We start from the raw sequence: 18,143 nt of genomic DNA, 5'->3' as shown, positions 1-18,143 counted from the left end.
AAAATCTAAAATGGTATGACTTTCATCTCCCTTCAATATGCCCTGTTTCTGTTAGTTTTGTTCGCGGCTTACTGGTCGGTTCCGCTGCGGTGGTGGCGGCTGTTCATCATGTTGGCGGGTAGTTTAATTTTTTACGCTTCGCTGCAAATTTGGTACATTCCTCTGCTGTTAGTCGCTGCTTTGTTTAATTACTGCTTGGGGATGGCGATTGGGGAACCTCTGGATTGGCGGATTGCTAATGAATCTTGGAACCGCCGCCGTTTGTTACTGCTGTGGATAGGCATCTGCCTGAATGTGTTGCTGCTTCTGGGCTTTAAGTATGTGCCTTTTTTATTGAGTTCGATCGGCACTTTGTTAAATTGGCCTGTAGCTATCGACGGGGCTGACTGGGTGAAAAGTCACGTCATTGCACCCCTGGGATTGAGTTTCTTTTGCTTTGAGTGCATTGCTTATTTGATTGACGTGTACCGAGGCGCGCCTGCTGCTACTTCGCTGCTGCACTTTGCTGCTTACAAGTTGTTTTTTCCCAAACTGATTTCCGGCCCGATTACTCGGTATCACAACTTGATCTATCAACTGAAAACCCAGCAATTTCCGACGCCCGATCGCATTTCTGAGGGACTTTGGACGATCGCCTTTGGTGCAGTAAAAAAAGGTCTTTTCGCAGATAACTTGGGAATTTATGTCGATTTAAGCTTTACCAACTTGCAGCGGGCGGGTAGCGAGGATTTGTGGCTGGCGATTTTGGCTTACGGGCTGCAACTTTATCTCGATTTTAGTGGCTATGTTGACATGGCGCGCGGTACTGCTTTGCTGCTGGGTTGGTATTTGCCACCAAATTTTGATTTTCCTTATTTTAGTGCCAGCATAGCTGATTTTTGGCGACGCTGGCACATGACTTTAGGCGATTGGCTACGCAATTATTTGTATTTTCCTTTGGGCGGTTCGCGAGTCGGTTTGTGGCGCACTTGTCTGAATTTGTCGATCGTGATGTTAATTGCGGGAATTTGGCACGGGGCAGCTTGGGGATTTATTGTGTGGGGGGGTTTACACGGTTTAGCTTTGGCGGTTCACAGGCTGACTGATGTGCTGTTTAAGCGGTTGCGGATCGAGTTTTTGTGGGAAAATCCGATTGGGATTGCGATCGGTTGGCTGTTGACTCAGGCGATGGTTTTTGGTAGTTGGATATTTTTCCGACTTCCCGATTTAAAGGATTCTGGATGGGCGATTTCGCATTTGTGGGGACACACTGCTGATGTGCAGTTTGCTGAGAAAGTTTATGTAGAAGCTTTGGGTTTAGATAGAGTGAGTTTAGCTTGGATGTTGGCTGCTTTGGCTGTGGCGATGCTGGGGAATTATGCGTTGAGTCGGGGTTTGAAATTGGAGTTAAATTGGCCGATGAAATTGGTGTTAGTGCCGCTTTGTTTGTATGCCGTTTGGGTGTTGGCTCCCGAAGGCGGTTTGCCTTATATTTATTTTGATTTTTAGAGTATTCTAGCAGAAGGAAGAAGGAAGAAGGAAGAAGGAAGAAGGAAGAAGGAAGAAAATCAATCGTTTCAGCCATTAACAACGTCCTAACCGTCTTGGCTGTTGCTATATTTGATTTTCCTTTTATTCCCCGTAAGGTGCGCCGAAGTGATTCCCCGGTTTGGTGCGCGGTGCCCACCCTAGAAATCACAGTCAACAGTCAACAGTCAACAGTCAACAGTCAACAATTATATCGAGGAGTGCACGCTACAACTGATAAGAACACCAGTCACTCCAGCTACCGACATAAAGTTTAGCATCGGGAATTCCGGCGATTTCTAAAGACAGTAAATTAACGCAAGCTGTCACCCCGGAACCGCAATAAACGATGATTTCTTCGGCTTTTTCTAATTCCGTCCACCGGTGTTTTTGTTCCGAGGTCGATCGCACTTTTCCTGTTTCATCCGTCACCCCTTGCCACGGATAGTTAACCGCACCCGGAATGTGACCTGCAATGGGGTCTATCGGCTCCCGCAAACCTTCATATCTCTCGCTTTCTCGCGAATCAACCAAAACCTTTCCCGGCAAGTCTTTACGCTCTTTTACCGCCTCAATATCTACCGCCAAATCCGGCTGCAAGTGAGCAACAAATTTACCCTCGCGGGGGTCGGGCAAAGTATTTGTTACCGGATAGCCCGCCGCTTTCCAGCCGCTGAAACCGCCGTCTAACAAAGCGACTTTGCTGTGTCCCATATATCGCAGCAGCCACCACAAGCGAGCTGCAAAAGCCAGCCGCGAATCGTCATAGGCGACGACTAAAGTTTCTGGTGAATTAATGCCGATCGCGCTCAATTTATCAGCTAATTCTTCAATATTTGGCAGCGGATGTCTACCGCCGTGTTTGCCCACTGAACTCGCGAGATCGCGGTTTAAATCTAAATAGAAAGCTCCGGGAATGTGACTTTCTTGATATTGTTTTTGTCCCAATTCAGGGTCGGCAAGGGAAAAACGACAGTCAATGATTACAACTTGCGGATTGTCGGTATTGGTGGCCAACCATTCAGGAGAAACGATTAAAGTGTTGTCAGTCATAATTCTTCAAATCAATATTTGAATATTTATCGGGAAGGAGCTTTTTTATCGGGTTCGGCTTTGTCGGTACGAGATTTTTTAGGAGTTGCTTTTTCCGAAGTTTCTTTGGGCGAATTTGATTTTTTAGGAGTTGCTTTTTCCGAAGGTGATTTTTCGGCGGGCGCGGGAGTTGGAGTTGGCAGAGGGGGAGTTACTGCTGCTTCTTGAGCGTAAAGCAGATATTTCTGATACTCGATTACTTTTGATTGAGCGAGTTGATAGTTGGGGCTAGACACTGGTACTCTTCTCATTAATGAGACCGCTTCTTGCCAACGATCGATAACTGTCGTCCAATCTTCCTTGGTTTTTGCCGATCGCCCTAACTCTGCTGCTGTGAGTGCGCTGTTAACGGCTTCTCGAAAAGTATCTGGTGCAGTTGCTAAATCTGCTGTTTCATCGGGATTATTCCCAGCAGTTGCTGCTGGCTGGTTCAAAATTTTACCGACAAACGCCACCACGGCGATCGCCAACATACCCGTTACTAGCCCGACTACAATGAAAGTCGATCGCAGCCGGTTCTCAAATGCAGCAAGTTCCGGCGGTTTTTCTTCCTCAATATTGCTCTCCATCTCTGTGCGATCGTCCATATTAGCAACAGCAGTATTTGGCACAGATTCTCCTGCAAAGCTCTGTTGTTCAAAATTGCTGTTCTCCAAACTAAACTCTTGACTCCAAGCAGCAGCAATCTGACCGCTTTCTCGGCCCTCAACCTTCACTTTGCGAATCGAATCCGGCTGCAAATTCGTCAGCTCGGTGCGAACCAAATCAACTAATGTATCTTCTATCGGTACTTGCTCGGCCTCAAGAATTACATCCAAACAATCGCCGTCGAGATTTGCCGAGGCTGTGATGCCTTCAGATTGCAACTGGCTCTCAAGCCAAGATGCGATCGCCTGCGGATTTCCCTGCTTGGCAAGTTCCTGAAAATTAAGCTCTGTCATAGCTGGACACCTGATAATGCAGAAGGTAGAAGGTAGAAGGAAGTTCGGTAACGGATTACGTAACCGATGTAACGGATGGAAAAAGTCAGAAGGCTTTAGTTATTTAGCAGAGAAGTCAGAAGCAATATGATAGCTCATGTTTCAGCAATTAAGAACGTCTTAACCTTCGGGCGCGGTTGCTATAGAAGGCAGAATTAATGAAAAAGTCAGAAATAATTTTTTTAAAGTTGAAAACACCCTAACTGAAATTCAACAAATAGTATAATGTATCGTGGCAAATCCCAGCCCAAATACGCAAATTATCACTCTCGCTCCCCCTCCTAGCCTTTGGGAAAAGACTCGCATTCCTTACCCCCAAACGAACTCAGGTTTGTAGTGAGGAATGCAAGTCGTCTTGCTCAGCCGCCAAATACTGTTGCTGCAACCAGGTTTTTGATACCGGGTGCGCCAGTCCAGATATTGCAAGCATCGCCCCTACAACCAGCATCCGGCTGGAAAAATCCTCGATCGCGCGGATGTGAGATTTGAGATTAAAAAATTGTGCGATCGCAGTGCCATCGGCGGACAGCGAGTGATATCATCAGTGAGTCAATATTCAAGTTTTTATAGCAAATAACTCGATCGCACAATGGTAGCAATAGCAATTTTAGCTGCTGGACGCGGCACGCGCATGAAATCTGACTTGCCTAAAGTTCTACACGAATTGGGCGGTCGATCGCTAGTTGAGCGAGTCCTCCAAAGTTGTCAAGAAATTCAAATTACCAGGCGACTTGTCATCGTCGGTTATCGAGGCGAACTCGTTAAAGAATCCCTGATTCGAGGCCAAGAAATATCAGGGAAAAATCCTCAATCTCCTCCCCTAGAATTTGTCGAACAAACCGAACAATTGGGAACAGGTCATGCCATCCAACAATTGCTGCCTCACTTAGAGGGATTTCAAGGAGACTTGCTGGTCTTAAATGGGGATGTACCTTTGCTGAGGGCCGAAACTATCAAACAATTGATGGCTATTCACAAACAGCACCAAAACTCTGCTACTTTATTGACAGCTAATTTGCCGAGTCCTCAAGGGTACGGTCGAGTATTTACCGACAGTCAAAACTTAGTCCAGCAAATTGTCGAAGACCGCGACTGCACACAAGCTCAAAAGCAAAATCACCGAATTAATGCAGGTGTTTACTGCTTTCACTGGCCGGATTTAGAGAAAATTTTGCCAGAATTGAAGGCAGACAATGACCAAAAAGAATATTACCTAACTGATACGGTAAATTTCCTCAGTCCGGTGATGGCGGTGGATGTGGAAGATTATCAAGAAATATTGGGAATTAACGATCGCAAACATTTAGCTACAGCTTGCGATATTTTGCAAACGCGGGTAAAGGACAAGTGGATGACGGCGGGAGTGACGCTGCTCGATCCCAACAGCATCACCATTGACGATACCGTAGAGTTGCAGCCGGATGTGGTAATTGAACCACAAACTCACTTGCGGGGAAACACTTCGATCGCCTCTGGTAGTCGCATCGGCCCCGGCAGTTTGATCGAAAACAGTCAGATTGGGGAAAATGTGACTGTGCTTTATTCGGTGGTTGCTGACAGTAGGGTTGCTGAAAATTCGCGAATTGGCCCTTACGCACACTTGCGGGGACACGCAGAAATTGGGGCGAACTGTCGCGTCGGCAATTTTGTAGAATTGAAAAATACTCAACTCGGCGATCGAACTAATGTCGCTCACTTGTCTTATTTAGGCGACGCGACTTTGGGAGAAAAAGTCAACATCGGTGCTGGGACAATTACGGCGAATTATGACGGAAAAAACAAGCACAAAACTCAAATAGGCGATCGGAGTAAAACGGGTTCTAACAGCGTGCTGGTTGCACCGATAACTTTGGGGGAAGATGTTACTGTAGCGGCGGGTTCTGTGGTGACAGAAGATGTGCCGAATGATTGTTTAGTAATTGCCCGTTCGCGGCAAGTTGTCAAACCAGGTTGGAAGTTGAAAGAACCTACAAAGTGAACGATTGTTCACTTTTTAGATGATGAGTTTCCACCCAATCGCGAGTTTCGCACTGGATACCAAAGAAACCGGGTTTTTATAACGGAAGCGATCGCACTCTAGGAATGAGAATTAAATAACTTACAATGCGTGATGGTTCTTGTGGGATGGGCGTCCCGCCCGTCCAGAAAGGGCGGGCTCTTAGGCCCAACCCCTACTCCCCACTTTCAAGAGTGTAAATTATTTAATTCGCGATCCCTAGAAGAGATTTTGGTGAAAAACCCGGTTTCTGCGTAAGTCCGCAACCTTGAGAAATCGGGTGGATCGCGATCGGCTATTTTTGGTGATTTTGCTGGTGCAGATAGTTGTTAATCGCTTTGGCGATTTTTGCTTGCTGGTATGGGTTCATGGTGCGGGGTAAGGAGATGCGAGAGCCTCCACAAGCTAACAGCCTGACTTCGTACCAAATGTCATGATCCCGATCTTTTGTGCGATCGACTTCCACGCCATAAATCTCGCACAGAGAGTATTCCATGACTTTACGTGCCAACAAACCCCGCTGTTTAACAGTCAAGGTGTTTAAAGTTTCATCGAAGCTGTAGATTTCATTATTTCTCAAGACGATCGCTGCGATTCCTGCGAGCAAAAATATGCCTCCTGTCCATCCCAACCAGTGATCCTCTTGGCTTAAGCGCAGCAATCCATTTTTTGCATTTTTAACAAAAAAATTGATGTCAGAAGCCACAGCGTCTTGGGTTCCCCAATTAGTGGAGTTAGCAGTGAAAGGAACATTGCCAACAGAAGTCAAAAGTACAACTCTGGTTTTATAGCCGCATCTTTCAACTTTAGCTCCCCGCAAAGAAGCCAGCTCAATTTCTTTGATGTTCGACCCCAGTAAATTCGATCGCACAATCTGGCAATTTCCTTGTTTTGCCTTCAATCGCTGGCAGTTCAGGGTTGCTGCATGATAGTCAAAAGTCAGCGATATCAGTCCAACTGCCATGAATAAACAACTAGGGAGCCAAAAATCAAATATGCTTTGAGTCTGAATTATTAATTCACTGGCTGTTTGCTTGATTATTTTCATTTATCTCACCCTTTTATTCCAAAATTGAGGCTACACATCGACTTCCTGACCCCGATCAGCCAAATTGTTAACTTATATATTATTTGAAGTCGTCCTGTGCCATGACCCCTTTTATGTTGGTAATAGGTTAGCACTAAAATGTCTGACCGACGACAACAAATGTCGCGAGTTTACCGGCGGCTGGGTTTAAGATAGCTTTCCGTGATTTAAAGTAGATGAATCTTAAAAATATATTATGTTATTGCCAGTGAAACGTTAGCTTTCGCGAGCCGCAGGAAAGTAGTCGCAAATGTGAGACCAGGTTTACATTTTGTTACATTATCAGGTTTATTTGTGCCTACTTAATTATCAAGGTCGCGAGTTTACCTGCGGGCGGGTTTAAGATAGCTTTCCGTGATTTAAAATAGATGAATCTTAAAAATATATTAATTATGTTATGGGAATGAGACGTTAGCTTCGCGATCCGTAGGAAAGTAATCACCGGGAGCATCTCAATGAAAGCAGCCAAGCTCGAAATTGGAATTAGGAGTCAGGAGTCAGGAGCCAGGAGAAAAGAGTCAGAAGGAAGAAGAAAGAAGTGTTTTTGCAAATATGAGATGCTCCCGTAATCACCAAGGTGAAAAAAGGTTTACATTTTGTTACATTATCAGGTTTATTTGCCCCTACTTAATTATCGTTAAGCTAATCCGCATTTAAATTGCATGGTCAAATAAACTTTCACTCTTGTGGCGTGGGCCCGAAAGCCCGCCCTCAACACAAAATTTAAATGGGAGCATCTCACTTATGCAGCCCTCCGCTAGAAATTGGAGCCAGGAGTCAGGAGTCAGGAGTCAGGAGGAAAGAAGAAGAAGGAAGAAGGAAGGAGGAAGAAGGAAGGAGCCATAATAAGTGTTTTTACAAATATGAGATGCTCCCATTTAAATGCCCAACAGCTTAGTTATGGATTTGGGCGATTGCCTACGCGATAGCTAGGGTTCACCGATTTGTAGGGCAAATACATTGCTAGGCGTGCGATTATCGTTAATCGAGATATAGCTGCGAATCAAGTCAGCCATTTTGTATTGTTCTGTTAGTGAATAGCTTCTTAAACAGATGATATCGCCCCCGAACATCCACAAATCAACATAATAGCTACGATTTCCCTCGCTATCTCCTATTTCCTCTAATTCCACCGCAGAAATCTCGCGAGTTGAGCATTCGGTAACATCATGAAGCCACACACCGCGTCGTTTAATGGTCATTTTGCTAAAAGTTTTATCAAAAATGTATGTTTCATCTATCGCGCCGTCCAACAAAGACAGCGAAAACAACAGAAATATACCTCCACCTATCCAATTTGATGCTAAAATTATCTGCAAGAGTCCAATGACAATGAAGGGAGAAATTAATAGCAAACCATCCCAGGCGTTCGCTGTTTTAATTGTTAGTTTAGTAGGTGTTCGCGTGAGAATTTTCATCAGTTAATTTTGGATTTTCACCAACAAGGTGAATTACTTATCTATCCGCTGTATGCAATTTATCAGGCACGGATTATTATTTAACACTGCTTTGGACGATCGCACTTTTGGTGTTGTCAACAGCCTTGACAGCATAAGCATCGCCCGGACGTAGCTGTAAAGCTCTGTTAAAATTGATTAAAGCGGTTTGATAGTCTCCCTGCCCGTAGTAGATATAGCCGAGTTTCATTCATTTTTTGAAGTCAGAATTTTGAGCAGCAAGACGAGGAGAATTAGGCTCAGAAACAGGTGCTACGACAGCAGGAGATGACTCGAAAGCTGGAGATAACTCTTGATAGGGTGATGGAGAAGTGTTGAAACCAGAAGGAAAAGAAGAGGGCGATTGCTCGTTATACCCCTGCTCTACATTAGATCCAGAGTCAGAGACTTTTACAAAATTTTTGCCATAAAATACTGAAGTAGTAATGCCTCCCAATACAAACATTAGCAATCCAGCACATTGAATTAAAAAGGTTTTTCTGATTTTTTCATTGCTCCAATTTTTGATATAAAAAACCAATGAGGCCAATGGGACAAGCAAGTAAAGCACTCCCCAAATAGTTTCCTCTCCAAAAGCTTGAACTAATCCCCAAAAATAGCCAACAAGACTTAAAACTAAACCTAGGATAAAAAATAAGGCGATCGCAATTCCAGGCATTTTCTATTTCTCCGATTGATGTATAGTTATTTTGCCAACTGTAAAGGAGAGGATTTTCTACCTGCAACTCATTCCCCTGTTTGCTGTGTTAAAAATAGATTAGCGGTGACAACAGTCCGATCGCGCACAGCCAATGTTAGGATTTTGGTTAGGAATTAGACTAGGAACTCGATCGCGACTGCCGCAAATGATACCCTCTACCCTCGATCGACCCGAAGAACCATTTGCACGCGCCAGCAACGGCTGGGACATCCAAAAGCTTTACACCGACTTGGCAAATGCCAAACAAGAATTCGCCCCCCACACCAGAAGAGGGCTGACACCCGTAGAAAAGCGGCATCTCTGCGGCTTGCTGTGCGGCTACAGCCCAGCCGAAATTGCGGTTTTTCTCAACAAACAAATCAAAGGTGTAGAAGTTGATTTGTCAAAAACTTTGTACAGATATATAGAATTATTGACAAATCGGCCCCGAAATGCTCTCAAAAATTGGAGAGATGCGATCGACTGGCTGGAAATAGCCGGGTATAAAACGCAGCCAAAAACCTCAACCGGCGCCATATTAAAAGCTACTCTCCACCATTCAGACAGGATTTTGTCTGCCGCTATCAGTCCCGACGGACTATTCCTCGCAACGGGTTCTGAGGATAGTACCGTGAAAATTTGGAGTTTGCACAGCGGGGAACTGCGGCAGACGATTTTCGGACATTCAACAGCCGTGTTGCTAGTGGCTTTCAGTCCCGCCAGCAAAACGCTGCTGACACGATCGCGCGCGGGCACAGTCAAACTCTGGAACCTGCAAAACGGCCAACTGCTGAAGCGTTTGGCAGAGGTGCACCGCCACGAATCCGTCGCCGTCAGCCCCGACTGGCAAATTTTGGCGATCGGCACCACCCGCGGCACAATCAAGCTTCAGCACCTCAACAGCGGCCAACTGCTGCAAGTTTTGGAAGGCTATCAAGGGGATGACATAAGTGCGATCGCCCTGAGTTCCAACGGCAAAATGCTAGTAGCCAGCGGCCTCAATGCAGCCAGCGGTTTCTGTCGCGCCACAGTCACTTTGTGGGAATTGCCGGGAGGCGAAGTGAGGCGAACATTTGGCAGCGAAAATTATGTAGCGATTTCTTCCGATAGCCAAATTATTGTCAGTCACGGCGGCCAAACTATCAAACTCTGGAATTTGCAAACAGGCGAATTATTGCATTCCTTACAAACAGGAATTCGCATCACTTCCGCCGCCGCAATTAGCCCCGACGGGAAATACTTTGCAGTGGGGTGTTTTGACGGTACTGTTAGACTTTGGAATCTTCGCGGCGAATTGCTGCACACTTTAGATGGACATTCTAGCCCTGTGTCTGCGGTGGCGATCGGGCTTTTGGGCGAAACTCTAGTCAGCGGTGGGGAGAATGGTACTGTTAAACTTTGGCAACTGCGGATTTAAAAATATCGATTCCGGTTGCACCGTCCGTGCTTGTTGACTGTTGACTGTTGACTGATGACTGTTGACTGATGACTAATGACTAATGACTGATGACTGATGACTAATGACTAATGACTAATGACTAATGACTAATGACTAATGACTAATGACTAATGACTAATGACTGATGACTAATGACTAATGACTGATGACTGTCGGATTTGATATCAAACTAACGCCGATCGAGATACCCGACTTGTTCAAAAAGTCGGGTATCTGAACCACATACTGACAATTTCGAGATCCCTTTTAAGCAATAAAAATCAGCGTTCCCTTGCTCATTTCCAAAGTATCGCCCATTTGCATACCATTGTGAAAAGCACCCAAAATCACCTCGCTAGTTTTGCCGAAAGCGATCGCCCCGCTAGCATCAATTCCAATTGCGCCAAAATCCCGTTGACGTTCGTCAGCTTCAGCAAAAGAACGCTCAAAAGCAGCTTTCAAACTCAAACCATCCGTTACCCGAATCACAATTCGCGCGGCCAAACACTCGTCCATAATGTGCTCGCCAATTCCCGTACAGCTTACCGCCGCACTCCCTGCCGCGTAATTTCCCGCCGGCATCGCCGAGTCACTAACCCGCCCGATGCGCTCAAAACCCTTGCCACCAGTCGAAGTCCCAGCAGCCAAGCGTCCATGCACATCCAAAGCTACGACTCCGATCGTACCCATACCGGCCGGTTCGGCAACCACGTCAGCCATTGCTTTGCTAAAATTGCCTTGGCGTTCCTGCATCCACTCGTGCAAACGCAAATCCGTCATCGGATCGTAAATCGGCAATTGAAGTTCTCGCAGTAATTCCGCCGAACCAAAATCAGAGAGAACTCGATCGTCCGAATGCTGCAAAAATTGAGCAAGTTCGATCGGATGTTGAACGCGAGAAACATTAATCGCCCCGCTGAAACGCTGCATCAAACCGTCCATCAGCGAAGCACTCATCCGAATTTGACCGTCCGACTGCACCACAGAACCAGTACCGGCATTGAATCGCGGGTCATCTTCCAACAATTGGCAGCCCCGCACCACTGCATCTACGGCACTTGCACCGTCTTTCAGCAGCGGATAAACTTCCTCCAAAACATCGTAAAGCGATTTCCGCACCGCCTCAATTCCGCCTTTACTGTGTAGAGAACTGCCGGCACCGCCGTGAATAACTAGCTTTGGTTGCACCTGTTGCGATGCCATACTTTTTAACCTAAAATTTTTCCTTTGCAATCTTAGCTTTGATCGAGCAAATTACCCTAAATTCTTAATCTTGAGCCGCCAAACGGCGGCGACGACAACGTTCGGAGCAGTATTTGACCTCATCCCAGCAGTCGGCCCATTTTTTGCGCCAAGTAAAAGGTCGATCGCACACTGGGCACATTTTTGTCGGTAAATCAGATTTCGATCGCTGCTTAGCCATGCTAATTTTGACAATAGATTAACTAATTCCCATCTTGTACCATTTTTATGAACAGGCAAGATGCCTGTTCCACAAGATTCAATTTGATTGTGGAACAGGCATCTTGCGATTATGAACAGGCAAGATGCCTGTTCCACTCATAGTTAAATTTGATTGTGGAACAGGCATCTTGCCTGTTGCTAAGGAAACAACCTGCATCTTGCCTGTTGCTGAGGCCTGTTCCACTCATAGTTAAATTTGATTGTGGAACAGGCATCTTGCCTGTTGCTAAGGAAAAACCTACTTTCTGCCAAACACCTCCCCAAATAAAAATGCTCGCAACGGCCGACGCCAACATCAGAATAGTCTTAGTCGAACCAGCAGGCCCATTGAATGTCGGTTCTGTGGCCCGCGTCATGAAAAATATGGGTTTGCACCAATTAGTTTTGGTAAATCCCCAATGCGATTATTTAGGGGAAGAAGCCCGACTGATGGCTGTTCGCGCCGCCGACATATTGGAAACGGCCAAAGTAGTCGAGAGTTTGCCCGCTGCTTTGGTTGGGTGTGTCAGAGCGATCGCAACTACAGGGGATGATTGTCGATCGTTGCCAACACAACTAGAAGAACCCGCAGATGCCTTGCCTTGGCTCCTAGAAGCCCCCAGCGCCCTCATTTTCGGCCGAGAAGACTGCGGCTTAACCAATGCCGAATTAAACCGCGCTCAACGCCTGATCCGCATTCCCAGTAGCGATGCCTACACTTCCCTAAATCTCGCCCAAGCCGTCGCTATCTGCTGTTACGAACTATACCGGGAAGAAGGAAGAAGGAAGAAGGAAGAAGGAAGTTCGGCAACGGATTCTGTAACGGATGTAACGGATGTAACGGATGTCAGTCCGAGGGAAGTCGGAAGAGGGAAGAAGGAAGAAGGAAGAGAGAAGCAGGAAGAAGATGCCTCGTTCCCAGGCTCAGCCTGGGAACGCATATCCAGAGGCTCTGCCTCTTCAATACCCGATGCCACAGATAATTTATCAACTTGTTACCAAGAAAAACTTGCCACCAGCCAGACAGAAAATCCCTCAATTCCCCTCGCCAGTGCACCCTTGGAAAATTTAGAGGGATATTACCACCAACTAGAAACGCTGTTACTCAAAATAGGATATTTGCAGCCGCACACAGCAGCAAGCCGGATGGAAAAATTTCGGCGTTTGTACAACAGGGCTTATCCGACAGTGGATGAAGTCGCCATGCTGCGGGGCGTCCTCCGCCAAACAGAATGGGCAATCAAAAGTTACCCACGAGAGACAAATTCTGATACTCTGGATAGGGCGTTACCGGAAAATCCAACGGATAGCTAGCAGAAATGCTGATAATTGGGGATGTGAGATTGAGTATTTTTTTCAAAGAGAACTTTTCTGCACCCACTTGTCACCTTCATAACAGCGTTTCTTGACTAAAAACCTAAGCTTTGCGATAATTTGCGAGCAATAAACCCGGTTGCTGATACCATGCAGCGTCTGGGGTAAATCTAAAATCTAAAATCTAAAATCTAAAATTGATTGGCTGACAAGCTGAAAAATCTTAAACTTGAACTTTACATTAGTGATGAAGGAGTAAGACGTGGCAGAGCGGTTTCCCAAAGGATCGATATTATCGGTGATATCCTCGATATCCTCTCCCAACTCCGGCTCAAAGCAGCCTAAGTCCGGCAAAGCAAGTCAGTCAGGCAACTCCGGCCGCCGCCGCCCTTCGCAACCGCAAAACGGCAACCCAGAAATTCGATCGCCCGAACCTGCGACTGTGCCACCGCAACAAAGCCGCGGCAGCAGAATTGGAGCCAATTCTCCCACATCTTCGGAAGAATTTACTACACAAGACTTTTTATCCGATCCTCGATCGGCAATTAACCCCAGAAAACCCAGAGTCAGCAAGATTCCCCCGTCGAAGACTCGCCAACCAGGCAAAAAAGGCCTGGCTGCTGTCGATATGTTCGAGTTTCCGAACCAGAATCTGGATCGGGAAAATGTGAGTTCGATCGCCAGCAATCCCAACAGCCAGCCCCCAACAGCCACTCCCCCTACCACCCGTGGAAGTCGTCCCAGTTCGCCCCCAGTTCGCATTCCAGACACGGTAATCCCCCCAGATGCCAAAAAAGCCCCCGTGCCTAAACCGCGCCCACAAGCGAGCCAGAAGCCTGGTAAACGACCAGCATCTGCGAGCGTGCCGCCGTTGGTGTATGCTACTCGCTTGCTGATTTTGGGAGTTGGGATAGCGGTGATTTGCGGGACGCTGCTGTCGGTGGTAAATGCTGTGAGTCGAGCATCCACTGTAGCGACAGAAGAACAAACCAGCACAGGGCAGAACAACCCAGCCGATAGCGCATCTGCGGCACCAGCAGCCCCAGAAGTGCTGCAACTGAATCAAGAATTAGCGGCTTTGAAAACGCAAGTTCAGGTTTTAGCAACAGAAAATTCTAGTTTGACAGCCGGAATATTTCTAGTCGATTTAGATACTGGAAGCTACCTAAATTTTAATGGCGATACTGCTTTTGCTTCAGCTAGCACAATTAAAGTGCCAATTTTAGTAGCTTTTTTCCAAGCAGTAGATGAGGGCAAAGTGCAGTTAGATCAGATGCTGACCCTGAAGTCGGAACACATTGTCGGCGGTTCTGGGGATATGCAAGACGACTCTCCGGGCAAGAAGTATTCGGCTTTGGAAGTTGCCCAAAAGATGATTGTTGTCAGTGACAATACGGCGACAAATATGATGATTGAGTTGTTGGGAGGTGCTGAGGTTTTGAATCAGCATTTTGCAAATTGGGGTTTGAGTACCACGGTTCTGCGTAATAATTTGCCAGATTTGGAGGGAACTAATACTACCAGTCCGAAGGATTTGATTAATATCATAGCCCAGATCGATCGGGGTAATTTGGTATCGGTGAAATCGCGCGATCGCATTTTGCAAATCATGCGCCAAACTAGAAATGATTCTTTGCTGCCGAAAGGTTTAGGCGAAGGTTCAGTTATTGCTCACAAAACCGGCAACATTGATACACTGCTTGCGGATGCGGGGATGGTGGATTTGCCGAACGGTAAGCGTTATTTAGTGGCGGTGATGGTGAAGCATCCGCCGGAAACGGAAAAGCCAGCTCAAACATTGATTCGGGAGATTTCTCGGATGAGTTACCGCTATTTGTACGGTGGGGAAACGCCAGCCGATTCACAAGTGAAAATTAAAAATTGAAAATTTAACCGGGTTTTTTCTGGCAAGTGTTGTAGACTTTATCAAACTATAAATCAGTTTGTATTATGAAACTAAACATTCGACTTGCTTGTCTGGTAGCGCTTTCAACTTTAGCTGTTGGAGTCTCCCCCGCCTTGAGCAATCCTGCTCCTGAATATGAAACCGACGGCGTGACAGTGATTAACAATAATATCGAACTCAATCGGGCAAAAAACTTAGCCCGTCAAGCAGCAGAAATTGCTAATGGGGGTTTAGGCAACTATCGAGCTGAAGCTTCTATGCACGGTACTTCTAAGGAATCGCCGTTTGTTGACAATGGCGATGGAACTTGGACTTTTACTTTTAAGGGTAACAAGCCTGGTTCGTCTGTCTATACTGTAGAAACGGTTGTTACAGTTTCTCAAGATGGGAGGGTGAGAGTCGATTACAACGGGCGAATCCGCGAGTCAAGCGGAATTTAACAATACTTCGGACTTACTCATCGGTAATCAGAAACCGGGTTTTTCAATGATGGGGAGTGGGGAGTGGGGAGTGGGGGAATGTGGAATTATTGGCCTTGACTTTATCATTCCCATGCAACCGGAAACGATATGAACTTGTGAAATAGCGATCGCCCGATTAGAGAAATCCTTGATTAAGCTTTCGTCGCGGGCGATCCGCGCAACATTCTTTCGGTACTGAGATCGCGAGCAATTTTTTTTGTTAAGCCGAGAGCCGGAGCTGTCAAATAAACGAATGAGGGCACTCCGGTCACGCTTTCAAGTTGCTTGTTACCCCGTCAGGCAAAATAGAAGCAGGTTGATAAGTTTGCTCGTGATAAGTAGTTACATCTAAAAAAATGTAATATAAAGAGAGATAGAGTTTACTAGATAGAGCTTAACAAAAGCTATGAAACTGAAGCATTTTATCAATCTGCACAAAGGACTCACCTTTCCATTTGTTTTGACACTGATGTTCATTTACCAAAATTTTAATTTTGGTGCTTGGGTTTATCTGGCTCTGCACGGTACTTATGGTTTGTTGTGGCTGCTCAAAGACCAGATCTATCCAGATAAACAGTGGGAACAAGAAATCTCTGTCGGAACGGGAATATTAGGCTTTGTGTTACTTAGCCTCTATTGGATAGCACCTTTTATTTTGATTAGCAGCGGCTCACAACCACCTCTGCCCTTAGTGGCAGCAGCAATTTCCCTAAATATTATCGGTGTCTTTCTACACTATACTGCTGATGCACAGAAGTATTACACCCTTAAGTACCGTTCGGGACTAATAACTGAAGGATTTTTTGCCAGATCGCGCAATACGAATTACTTAGGAGAAATCCTAATATACGGAGCGTTTGCGATGCTAGTTCAGCACTGGCTACCTTTTTTAATTCTGGCAGCTTTTTTTGCTGGTGTTTTTATTCCTAACATGATAAAAAAAGATCGTTCACTCGGACGATATCCTGAATTTGCCGACTACAAAACTCGGTCTGGACTTTTACTACCTCGACTATTTGTATCGACAGCTCTCGAACAAAAAAAAGACAGTTTAGAGGAGAAAGTTGGTTAAAAATAGTAATTTATGGCGTTGCGGAATTACAATATGAGTTGATGAGGGATAATAAGGCGAATTTTTAGGAAATGCCCTGAATGCAGCTCAACTCATATCCGCAAAATAAGATAAAGCTTCTAATAATAAATTTCCCGCCTTTGCCACACAGCCTTAGCGATTGCCCCATACCCCTTTGGGAACTTTCACCGTCACGCTTGTAGGCGATTTAAAGCAGTCGGTAGATACTTTTAAACGATCGTTTTTCAAGACACAGAGGCTCAAACCCTTGCCGCACCAGCCATACAGCCGAAAGATTTGACCAAGAATTTCAAAGGTGGTACCCGCCACGTGATTTATCCGTGGAATCAATCCAAAATTGAAAATCGAAAATCCTCAAGCCCCCGCATTTATCCGTGGGGTCAATCTAAAATCTAAAATCTAAAATCTAAAATCGATTGACCCCCTCAAAAAAACACCTACCCATTCACGGAAATTCCAGGAACCGGAAAGCGATTAAACACTCGCGACTGCTAACTGTTCCGCCGCCTCTTTTTCGTTCATCTCGTCGAGTTTCTGCCAAACTTGCTGCATTAATTCATCCAATCCAACTCTACTAACGGCGGAAATCAACAAAACAGGAGCCCCGCTAATTTCTTTAATTCGGCTGATTAAATTACCGATTTCTTCGCTTTCGAGGTCGATCGCATCTACCTTATTAAAAGCCAAAATCTGCGGTTTATCGGCTAAACCACGCCTGTAAGCCTTTAATTCTTCCTGAATTGTGACGTAATTGGCGATCGGATCTTCATCCGTAATATCGATCAGATGCAGCAACAACCGAGTTCGTTCGATGTGCCGCAAAAACTCGTAACCCAAACCCGCGCCTTCGTGAGCTCCCTCAATTAATCCCGGAATATCAGCAAAAACAGTACCGTCGCCGGTCGGTTTTCTGACTACGCCCAAATTCGGGACTAAAGTTGTAAACGGATAATCTGCTATCTTGGGGCGAGCCGCAGACAAAGCAGAAATTAAGGTGGATTTGCCAGCATTCGGCATCCCCAGAATTCCCACTTCAGCTAATAGCTTCAATTCCAAACGCAAAAATTTGTGTTCTCCTTCTTTTCCCGGCATCGCATAATCTGGAGCACGGTTAGAATTGGTCAGAAAACACTTATTCCCCAAACCGCCTTTGCCGCCTTTGGCTACGCAAAAAGTCTGTCCGGGCGTCACTAAATCTGCTAAGATTGCCTGAGTTTCCGCGTCGTAAACCACTGTACCGCAGGGAACTTCGATCGTGCGATCGTCCCCGGAAGCCCCAGTCATATTCTTCGGCGCGCCCCGCTTCCCGTCATCGGCTTTAAAAATCCGGTTGTACTGAAAATCCAGCAGCGTTTGCAGGCTTTCCACCGCTACCATAAACACAGAACCGCCCCGCCCGCCGGTACCCCCACTGGGCCCGCCCGCCGGTACATACTTTTCTCTGCGAAAAGCTACCATACCGTCGCCGCCTTTGCCGGCTGCGACTTGAATATCTGCTCGATCGATAAATTGCATAATTTAGTCAGTTGTCAGTTGTCAGTTGTCAGTTGTCAGTTGTCAGTTGTCAGTTGTCATTAGTCAGTAGTTATTAGTCATTAGCCAGTAGTTATTATGATAGCTGGTAAAAGTATAGTCATTTATAGGCATGGGAGGCTTCAAGTCCCTCCCCCTTCACTTTTACTTTGAGCGGA

16 protein-coding genes and 1 pseudogene are annotated in these 18,143 nt (G+C 45.9%); 8 read left to right on the top strand and 9 right to left on the bottom strand.

The window, feature by feature from the left end; genetic code table 11:
- The first annotated feature begins 15 nt into the window (after positions 1–15).
- Positions 16–1,488, top strand: a complete 1,473-nt coding sequence (locus QUB04_RS27375; RefSeq protein WP_333289303.1) for an MBOAT family protein — start codon at positions 16–18, stop codon at positions 1,486–1,488.
- Between the two features lie 246 nt (positions 1,489–1,734).
- Here QUB04_RS27375 and QUB04_RS27370 read toward each other — a convergent pair whose 3' ends face one another.
- Together QUB04_RS27370 and QUB04_RS27365 are read right to left on the bottom strand one after the other, a co-directional pair.
- The gene (locus QUB04_RS27370) at positions 1,735–2,559 is read right to left on the bottom strand and encodes a sulfurtransferase (RefSeq protein ID WP_333289302.1); all 825 of its coding nucleotides are present in this window, start codon (positions 2,557–2,559) and stop codon (positions 1,735–1,737) included.
- 26 nt (positions 2,560–2,585) lie between these two features.
- Positions 2,586–3,539: a hypothetical protein gene (locus QUB04_RS27365; RefSeq protein ID WP_333289300.1), complete on the bottom strand. Its 954-nt coding sequence runs from the start codon at positions 3,537–3,539 to the stop codon at positions 2,586–2,588.
- Positions 3,540–3,981: 442 nt separating this feature from the next.
- On the opposite strand from QUB04_RS27365, the gene QUB04_RS27360 reads away from it, so the two are divergent.
- Complete coding sequence (locus tag QUB04_RS27360) at positions 3,982–4,155, top strand: hypothetical protein (protein WP_333289298.1); 174 nt, start codon at positions 3,982–3,984, stop codon at positions 4,153–4,155.
- Between the two features lie 12 nt (positions 4,156–4,167).
- Complete coding sequence (glmU, locus tag QUB04_RS27355) at positions 4,168–5,556, top strand: bifunctional UDP-N-acetylglucosamine diphosphorylase/glucosamine-1-phosphate N-acetyltransferase GlmU (RefSeq protein WP_333289296.1); 1,389 nt, start codon at positions 4,168–4,170, stop codon at positions 5,554–5,556.
- Positions 5,557–5,869: 313 nt separating this feature from the next.
- On the opposite strand, the gene QUB04_RS27350 is transcribed toward glmU, so the two are convergent.
- The 4 genes from QUB04_RS27350 to QUB04_RS27335 form a co-directional block, all read right to left on the bottom strand.
- Positions 5,870–6,622: a hypothetical protein gene (locus tag QUB04_RS27350; RefSeq protein WP_333289294.1), complete on the bottom strand. Its 753-nt coding sequence runs from the start codon at positions 6,620–6,622 to the stop codon at positions 5,870–5,872.
- A 968-nt stretch (positions 6,623–7,590) separates the two neighbouring features.
- On the bottom strand, positions 7,591–8,079 hold the full coding sequence (locus tag QUB04_RS27345; protein ID WP_333289292.1) for a hypothetical protein: 489 nt from the start codon (positions 8,077–8,079) through the stop codon (positions 7,591–7,593).
- A 76-nt stretch (positions 8,080–8,155) separates the two neighbouring features.
- Complete coding sequence (locus tag QUB04_RS27340) at positions 8,156–8,308, bottom strand: tetratricopeptide repeat protein (RefSeq protein ID WP_333289290.1); 153 nt, start codon at positions 8,306–8,308, stop codon at positions 8,156–8,158.
- Entirely contained in the window at positions 8,309–8,776 is a 468-nt protein-coding gene (locus QUB04_RS27335) for a hypothetical protein (protein ID WP_333289289.1), read from the bottom strand.
- A 133-nt stretch (positions 8,777–8,909) separates the two neighbouring features.
- On the opposite strand from QUB04_RS27335, the gene QUB04_RS27330 reads away from it, so the two are divergent.
- Complete coding sequence (locus tag QUB04_RS27330) at positions 8,910–10,214, top strand: WD40 repeat domain-containing protein (protein WP_333289287.1); 1,305 nt, start codon at positions 8,910–8,912, stop codon at positions 10,212–10,214.
- A gap of 288 nt (positions 10,215–10,502) precedes the next feature.
- Here QUB04_RS27330 and QUB04_RS27325 read toward each other — a convergent pair whose 3' ends face one another.
- Positions 10,503–11,438 carry an isoaspartyl peptidase/L-asparaginase gene (locus QUB04_RS27325; protein WP_333289285.1) on the bottom strand — a complete coding sequence of 312 codons (936 nt, stop codon included), beginning with the start codon at positions 11,436–11,438 and terminating at the stop codon, positions 10,503–10,505.
- Between the two features lie 51 nt (positions 11,439–11,489).
- Positions 11,490–11,795 carry a hypothetical protein gene (locus QUB04_RS32645; RefSeq protein WP_445301097.1) on the bottom strand — a complete coding sequence of 102 codons (306 nt, stop codon included), beginning with the start codon at positions 11,793–11,795 and terminating at the stop codon, positions 11,490–11,492.
- A gap of 174 nt (positions 11,796–11,969) precedes the next feature.
- On the opposite strand from QUB04_RS32645, the pseudogene QUB04_RS27315 reads away from it, so the two are divergent.
- From QUB04_RS27315 to QUB04_RS27295, 4 genes and pseudogenes are all read left to right on the top strand, one after another.
- A pseudogene (locus QUB04_RS27315) lies at positions 11,970–12,449 on the top strand (RNA methyltransferase); the annotation flags it as partial.
- Between the two features lie 841 nt (positions 12,450–13,290).
- Positions 13,291–14,877, top strand: coding sequence for a serine hydrolase (locus QUB04_RS27305; protein WP_333289284.1), 1,587 nt, complete (start codon positions 13,291–13,293; stop codon positions 14,875–14,877).
- A gap of 65 nt (positions 14,878–14,942) precedes the next feature.
- Positions 14,943–15,338, top strand: coding sequence for a hypothetical protein (locus tag QUB04_RS27300; RefSeq protein ID WP_333289283.1), 396 nt, complete (start codon positions 14,943–14,945; stop codon positions 15,336–15,338).
- Positions 15,339–15,765: 427 nt separating this feature from the next.
- Complete coding sequence (locus QUB04_RS27295; protein ID WP_333289281.1) at positions 15,766–16,431, top strand: DUF1295 domain-containing protein; 666 nt, start codon at positions 15,766–15,768, stop codon at positions 16,429–16,431.
- A 495-nt stretch (positions 16,432–16,926) separates the two neighbouring features.
- Here QUB04_RS27295 and obgE read toward each other — a convergent pair whose 3' ends face one another.
- A complete protein-coding gene (obgE, locus tag QUB04_RS27290; protein ID WP_333289279.1) occupies positions 16,927–17,967 on the bottom strand; it encodes a GTPase ObgE in 1,041 nt (346 codons plus the stop codon).
- Between the last annotated feature and the right edge of the window lie 176 nt (positions 17,968–18,143).

This window comes from Microcoleus sp. D2_18a_B4 (genome assembly GCF_036702475.1).
Classification (GTDB): Bacteria; Cyanobacteriota; Cyanobacteriia; order Cyanobacteriales; family Microcoleaceae; genus Microcoleus.
The sequence above is the reverse complement of the archived record's forward strand: the minus strand, read 5'-3'. Positions and strand labels throughout refer to the sequence as shown.